This window comes from Mycobacterium sp. (assembly GCF_049683935.1).
GTDB lineage: Bacteria > Actinomycetota > Actinomycetes > Mycobacteriales > Mycobacteriaceae > Mycobacterium.
Genome location: NZ_JBAUJR010000417.1, coordinates 1 through 6,399, shown reverse-complemented (window position 1 = coordinate 6,399; position 6,399 = coordinate 1). Strand labels below are relative to the sequence as shown.

6 protein-coding genes and 1 pseudogene are annotated in these 6,399 nt (G+C 67.0%); 5 read left to right on the top strand and 2 right to left on the bottom strand.

From position 1 onward, the window contains the following. Together WA965_RS23590 and WA965_RS23585 are read right to left on the bottom strand one after the other, a co-directional pair. A pseudogene (locus tag WA965_RS23590) lies at positions 1–589 on the bottom strand (FUSC family protein); the annotation flags it as partial. Further along, the gene (locus WA965_RS23585; RefSeq protein WP_526303192.1) at positions 589–1,155 is read right to left on the bottom strand and encodes a hypothetical protein; all 567 of its coding nucleotides are present in this window, start codon (positions 1,153–1,155) and stop codon (positions 589–591) included. The pseudogene WA965_RS23590 and the gene WA965_RS23585, both read right to left, overlap by 1 nt. A 241-nt stretch (positions 1,156–1,396) precedes the next feature. On the opposite strand from WA965_RS23585, the gene WA965_RS23580 reads away from it, so the two are divergent. The 5 genes from WA965_RS23580 to WA965_RS23560 all read left to right on the top strand — a co-directional run. Continuing rightward, positions 1,397–2,032 carry a TetR/AcrR family transcriptional regulator gene (locus WA965_RS23580; RefSeq protein WP_526303193.1) on the top strand — a complete coding sequence of 212 codons (636 nt, stop codon included), beginning with the start codon at positions 1,397–1,399 and terminating at the stop codon, positions 2,030–2,032. 131 nt (positions 2,033–2,163) lie between these two features. Next, positions 2,164–3,093 carry a class I SAM-dependent methyltransferase gene (locus WA965_RS23575; protein WP_526303194.1) on the top strand — a complete coding sequence of 310 codons (930 nt, stop codon included), beginning with the start codon at positions 2,164–2,166 and terminating at the stop codon, positions 3,091–3,093. A 97-nt stretch (positions 3,094–3,190) separates the two neighbouring features. Next, positions 3,191–4,606 carry an aldehyde dehydrogenase family protein gene (locus tag WA965_RS23570; RefSeq protein ID WP_526303195.1) on the top strand — a complete coding sequence of 472 codons (1,416 nt, stop codon included), beginning with the start codon at positions 3,191–3,193 and terminating at the stop codon, positions 4,604–4,606. A 39-nt stretch (positions 4,607–4,645) separates the two neighbouring features. Next, entirely contained in the window at positions 4,646–5,509 is an 864-nt protein-coding gene (locus WA965_RS23565; RefSeq protein ID WP_526303196.1) for an SDR family oxidoreductase, read from the top strand. 8 nt (positions 5,510–5,517) lie between these two features. Then, the coding region (locus WA965_RS23560) for an NADPH:quinone oxidoreductase family protein (RefSeq protein WP_526448130.1) at positions 5,518–6,399 on the top strand (882 nt) is incomplete at its 3' end.

Sequence of the window (6,399 nt, the reverse complement as noted above, 5' to 3'; positions counted from 1 at the left end):
ACGCGCGGCCGTCCAATCGGTCGGCCAGTAGGCGGCAGGCTCGGGCAGCGTGGCGTCGCAGTTCGCCGTGATGGCGCGGCGGGAGGACAAACAGCGCCGCGGGTACACACACCGCCAACGCAATGGTCCACCCGAGCAGGCGGTCCCCGATCGGCCCGGGGGGTGTGCAGGCCGGCAACACGAACGTCAGCAGTGTCGCGCGCTGGCCGGCGGCGACGGTCTCACTCAGCACTCCGGAGAACGTCACCGCCACTCCGAGGACGAACATCGTCAGCACGGCGGGCACCGGGAGTGGGGCGACGAGCGTGCCGAGCGTGATCAGCACGAACCCGTTGAGCGCCAATCCGGCATAGGCGACCGCACGGTTCTGCCGATTGCCGGGGAAGTCGGTGAACACCAGCAGCGCCACCGACCCGAAGACGGTGAACAGCGTCGTCTGGGCGTTGTCCCCGATGGCGAAGCTCATTGCCGCCGCGACCGGCACGATCAGCGCGGCCCGCAGCGCGCGGCGCAGCGCGTCGTTTTCGGGGTCGCGTTGTTGGACGCGTCGCGTCACCCGGTCTCGCAGGGTGTTCGTGCTGGTAGTCATCAGTGAGCGAGGATCTTGATGCCGATGACCAGCACCCCGACGCCCGTGAGTAATAGAACTGTCATTATTTGCTGCCACAGGGGAAGCCGCGTCCTGCGGACCGCGAGTAGGGCGATCAGCCCCAGTTCGACGACCAGGATCCATTTGGCGATCCACATCGCGGTGTCCGTGTCGAGCAGGTCGAGCCCCGCCGCGGCCAGCGCCCCGAGTGGAAGCAGGCTGGCCTGCAGGATCTGACCCGAGGCCTGCAGCATCCGCCAGACCTCGACGCGACCCGGCGCGCGTTCGTGCACCGACAGATGTGCGACCCAGTCGGCGAGCAAGCTGGCCGCCCACAGGCCACCCATCGTGACCGCGACATCGAGCATGCGCGCCCAGGCGCTGGTGTCCTCTTCGGTGTACCGGGTCAGGACCGCGAGCGTGGCCAGGCAGGAGATCGCGCCATAGAGACGCTCCCGCAGCATGGAGACGACGTGTTCGACCGGGACGCCGGACTCTGCGCCGTCCGTGCGGTCCACGTCGCCTGCGCGGACTCGCCCTCCGCCGGCTTCGTCGGGGTCAGCCATCGGTGGGCACCGCGGAGAACCGGCACGTAGATCGGTGACGTCGTGAACACCAGCCTCGCGACGTCACCGACCCCATGCCTGGAACCCTAGTTCGACAGTGCTCGGTGCAGCGGCGTCAACGACGAGCGAGTCGGTGGTAGCCGCGGTCCGCTATCCCTGACGAGTTTGCTGGAAATCCGGCCGGACGGGCTCCGAGCCAACGTGCGGCCAACTGCCAGGTGACGTGTGGCACAATTTGACTATGCCGTATACGGCGAGTCGAGGTCCAGGGCGACCTCCCGCAGCCAAGGCCGCTGAAACGCGGGAGCGCATCGTGCGTGCTGCTCGGGAGGTGTTCAGCGAACTCGGATATGACGCAGCGACGTTTCAGGCGATCGCCGTCCGTGCCGACCTGACGCGTCCAGCGATCAATCACTACTTCGCCAGCAAACGCGTGCTGTGGAGTGAGGTGGTGGAGCAGACGAATGCGTCGATTGTTAGCGCTGGCATCGCCAGAGCGCAAGAACAGACGGCGTTGATCGAAAGACTGTCGGCGTTCCTGTCGGTCGCGACGCAGGCCGATGTCGAAGACCGCTCCGCTGCGGCGTTTCTCGTGACGTCGGTGCTGGAGTCGCAACGTCATCCCGAACTCAGCAACGACGAACACGACTCGCTGAAGAACTCGCGTGAATTCGTGGCCTGGGCGGTCGACGACGCCATCACCCGCGGCGAACTGAGCACGGACACCGACGTCGGTCACCTGGTGGAGATGTTGGTCGCGGTGGTGTGGGGCATGGGCTTCTACGCCGGGTTCGTCGGCGACCGGACCGAGCTCGGCGCAGTCGTGCACAAGCTCGAGCTTCTCCTTGCCAACAAGCTCTGGACGCTCGGCGGGTAACCAGCTGCCCGCTGTCTGTTTCCTGTGGATCTAGCTGCGGTGATGTGTTGTGAGCCACAGCGCGGCTGTAGCGCGGCCATTGTTAGATAGCCTTGCGAAGTAAATTCTTTCTTCCATCGATGGAGCCCGCCATGAGTTCACTGCGCACCGACAACGACACGTGGGACATCGCGTCCAGCGTCGGAGCAACCGCTGTCATGGTGGCCGCCGCCCGTGCCGCCGAGACCGACCGGCCCGACCCGCTCATCCGTGACCCCTACGCCAAGATCCTGGTTGCCGACGCCGGTACCGGAGCCTGGGAGTTCATGCTCGACGACACCTTCGTCGCCAAGGTCTCCGAGGCCGACGCCGAGGTCGCCGCGATGTTCGAGCACATGGGCAGCTACCAGGCCGTGCGCACCCACTTCTTCGACGACTTCTTCGCCCAGGCGGCGCATGCCGGCATCCGGCAGGTCGTCATCCTCGCGGCCGGCCTCGATTCGCGGGCGTTCCGGCTGACGTGGCCCGCCGGCACCACGGTGTTCGAGATCGACCAGCCGAAGGTTCTCGAATACAAGAGTGCGACCCTGGCCCGCCACGACGTGGACCCGACGGCGGACCGCCGCGAGGTGGCCGTCGATCTTCGCCAGGACTGGCCGGCCGCGCTGGTGGATTCCGGATTCGACACCACGCAGCCGACGGCCTGGCTGGCCGAGGGTCTGCTGATGTATCTGCCCGCCGACGCGCAGGATCGGCTGTTCACCCAGATCACCGAACTCTCCGCGGCCGGCAGCCGGGTGGCCGCCGAGACCATGGGATTCCACGCCGAGGACCGCCGCGAGCAGATGCGCCAGCGGTTCAGCGCGCTCACCGCGCAACTCGACATCGACCCCATCGACATCACCGAGCTCACCTACGAGGACCCTGACCGGGCCGACGTCGCCGTGTGGCTCGCCGCGCGCGGTTGGCGATCCGATGCCGTCGACTCGACCGACGAGATGAAGCGCCTCGGCCGCTACATCGAGATCGCCGACAACGACGGGGAATCCTTCTCGACATTTGTGACCGCCGAGAAGGCCTGACCTCTTTCGGGAGACTCATTGGCTCCCAACGGCGCTGTTCACCAACCAGGTGGTTGGTTAGGATTCGGGTACTCCGCAGGTCAGGAAGGACCCCATCATGACCACCGAATCCGTCGCCCCTGTTCAGGCAGGTGGGACCCCCGCCGCCCAGGACATTCCGGCGACCGTCCGCCGCCTCCGCCAGACCTTCGCGTCCGGCCGTACCCGCAGCGTCGAGTGGCGTAAGGACCAGCTCAACGCCCTGGCGCGGCTGATGTCGGACAACGAGCCCGCGATCGCCGACGCGCTGGAACAGGACCTGGGCCGGTCGCCCTTCGAAGCCTGGCTGGCCGACATCGCCAGCACCACCGGCGAGGCCCAGACCGCGGCGAAGAGCGTCGGCAAGTGGATGAAGCGCCGCTATCGACTGCTCGAGCTATCCCAGCTGCCCGGCCGCGGGTGGGTGGAGTACGAGCCGTACGGCACGGTGCTGGTCATCGGCGCGTGGAACTTCCCGTTCGCGCTGACCCTCGGTCCCGCAGTGGGCGCCATCGCCGCAGGCAACACCGTCGTGCTCAAACCCTCCGAGGTGGCGCCGGCATCCTCAGCCCTGATGGCCGACCTGGTGGCCCGCTATCTGGACAACGACGCCATCGCGGTCGTCGAAGGTGACGGCGCGGTCAGCCAGGAGCTCATCGCTCAGGGCTTCGACCATCTGTTGTTCACCGGCGGCACCGAGATCGGCCGCCGGGTCTACGAAGGCGCGGCGTCGCATCTGACGCCCGTCACCCTCGAACTGGGTGGCAAGAGCCCGGTGATCGTGTCGGCCGACGCCGACATCGATGTCGCCGCCAAGCGGATCGCGTGGACCAAGCTGCTCAACTCCGGCCAGATCTGCATCGCGCCGGACTACGTGCTGGCCGAGGCTCCCATCCGCGACAAGCTGGTCGACAAGATCAAGGAAGCCGTCACCAGCTTCGAGGCCGGCAACACCGGCGGCAAGCGCATCGTCAACGAACGCCACTTCGACCGGCTCACCACCGCACTGGCCGCCACCAAGGGCGCCGTCGCGATCGGTGGCGGCTCGGACGCGGCCACGCTCAAGATCCAGCCGACGGTCGTGGTGGACCCCGACCCGGGTGAGCCGTTGATGACCGACGAGATCTTCGGCCCGATCCTTCCGATCGTGACCGTCCAATCCATGGACGAGGCAATCACTTTCGTCAACTCGCGGCCCAAGCCACTGGCCGCCTACCTGTTCACCAAGGCCAAGGCGGTGCGCGAACGCGTGATCAAGGAGGTCCCGGCGGGCGGCATGCTGGTCAACCATCTGGTCTTCCACTTCGCCACCCACAAGCTGCCCTTCGGCGGTGTCGGTCCCTCCGGGATGGGCGCCTATCACGGCAAGTTCGGCTTTGAGGAGTTCAGCCACCGTAAGTCGGTCATGACGAAGCCGACCCGACCCGATGTCACGGCGATGATCTACCCGCCGTATACAGAGAAGGCATGGAAGCTGGCGCGCAAGCTCTTCTGAAGCTGACGTCGGCTCGGACCCTTCAAGAGAGGAACACCAGTGCCAGGAGTGCAGGATCGTGTCATCGTCGTCACCGGCGCGGGAGGCGGACTCGGGCGTGAATACGCTTTGACGCTCGCGCGAGAAGGCGCCAGAGTCGTCGTCAACGACCTCGGTGGCGCACGCGACGGCACCGGTTCCGGTTCGGCGATGGCCGACGAGGTCGTCAAGGAGATCAAGGACGCGGGCGGGCGGGCGGTCGCCAACTACGACTCCGTCGCCGAGTCCGACGGTGCGGCCAACATCATCAAGACCGCCATCGACGAGTTCGGCAAGGTCGACGGTGTGGTCAGCAACGCGGGCATCCTGCGCGACGGCACCTTCCACAAGATGGAGTTCGGCAGCTGGGACTCCGTCATCAAGGTGCACCTGTACGGCGGGTACAACGTCATCCGCGCCGCGTGGCCGCACTTCCGGGAGAACGGTTTCGGCCGCGTCGTCGTCGCGACCTCGACCAGCGGGCTGTTCGGCAACTTCGGTCAGGCCAACTACGGCGCCGCGAAGCTGGGCCTCGTGGGGATGATCAACACGCTGGCCCAGGAGGGCGCCAAGTACAACATCAAGGCCAACGCCGTTGCGCCGATCGCGGCCACCCGGATGACGCAGGACATCCTGCCGCCCGAGGTGTTCGAGAAGCTGACGCCGGAGTACGTGGCACCCGTGGTGGCCTACATGTGCACCGAGGAGATGCCCGAGACCGCATCGGTGTTCATCGTCGGCGGTGGCAAGGTGCAGCGGGTCGCGCTGTTCCAGAACTCCGGTGTGACGTTCACCGACGTGCCGTCGGTCGACGACGTCGCGGGCAGGTGGGGCGAGATCTCCGACCTGTCGGCGGCCGAGCGCGCCGCCTTCAGCCTCGGCTGAACAAGCCCATGAAAGCGCTTGTCGCGCAGGAGCTGTCAGGTCCAGCGGGACTCACCTACGCCGATGTGGAGGGCCCGGTCGCCGGACCGGGCCAGCTTGTCATCGATGTCGGCGCCGCGGGTGTCTGCTTCCCGGACCTGCTTCTCCTGCGCGGTGAGTACCAGATGCGGCTCGACCCGCCGTTCACCCCCGGTATGGAGGTGGCCGGAGTGGTGAACTCGGCGCCAGAGGGGTCGGGATTCGCTGTCGGTCAACGGGTTTCGGCGTTCACGATGCTGGGCGGGTACGCCGAACAGGTGGTTGTCGCCGCCGACTCGGTGATCCCCACTCCGGCGGACCTCGACGACGGCGAGGCAGCGTCCCTGCTGGGCAACTACTACACGATGTACTTCGCGCTGCAGCGCCGTGGCGCGCTCCGTGCCGGCGAGACGGTGCTGGTCCTCGGCTCCGCAGGCGGTGTGGGGACTGCGGCGATTCAGATCGCGAAGGCATTGGGCGCCAAGGTCATCGCGATGGTGCATCGTCCCTCGGCTATCGAGTTCGTCGAATCGCTCGGTGCCGATGTGGTGCTGCCGCTGACCGACGGCTGGCTCGACACGGTCAAAGAGCACACCGGGGGCCGAGGTGTGGATCTGGTGGTCGACCCTGTCGGCGGGCAGGCTTTTGACGTTGCCGTCCGCGCGATGACAACCGAGGGTCGACTGCTGGTCATCGGCTTCGCCGCGGGCGGCATCCCGACAGTGAAGGTCAATCGGTTGCTGCTGCGCAACGTCAGCATCGTCGGCGTCGGGTGGGGTGAGTTCGTCAACCGCAACCCGGGTGCGCAGGCGGAGGTCGGGGCCGGGTTGGGCGCGCTCGTCGACGCGGGGCTACGACCCCCCGCGCCGGTG

Bases quoted from the DNA above. Each gene is read 5' to 3' on its own strand.
- WA965_RS23580 (WP_526303193.1), top strand. From the start codon at position 1,397: ATGCCGTATACGGCGAGTCGAGGTCCAGGGCGACCTCCCGCAGCCAAG.
- WA965_RS23585 (WP_526303192.1), bottom strand. From the start codon at position 1,155: ATGGCTGACCCCGACGAAGCCGGCGGAGGGCGAGTCCGCGCAGGCGAC.
- WA965_RS23570 (WP_526303195.1), top strand. From the start codon at position 3,191: ATGACCACCGAATCCGTCGCCCCTGTTCAGGCAGGTGGGACCCCCGCC.
- WA965_RS23575 (WP_526303194.1), top strand. From the start codon at position 2,164: ATGAGTTCACTGCGCACCGACAACGACACGTGGGACATCGCGTCCAGC.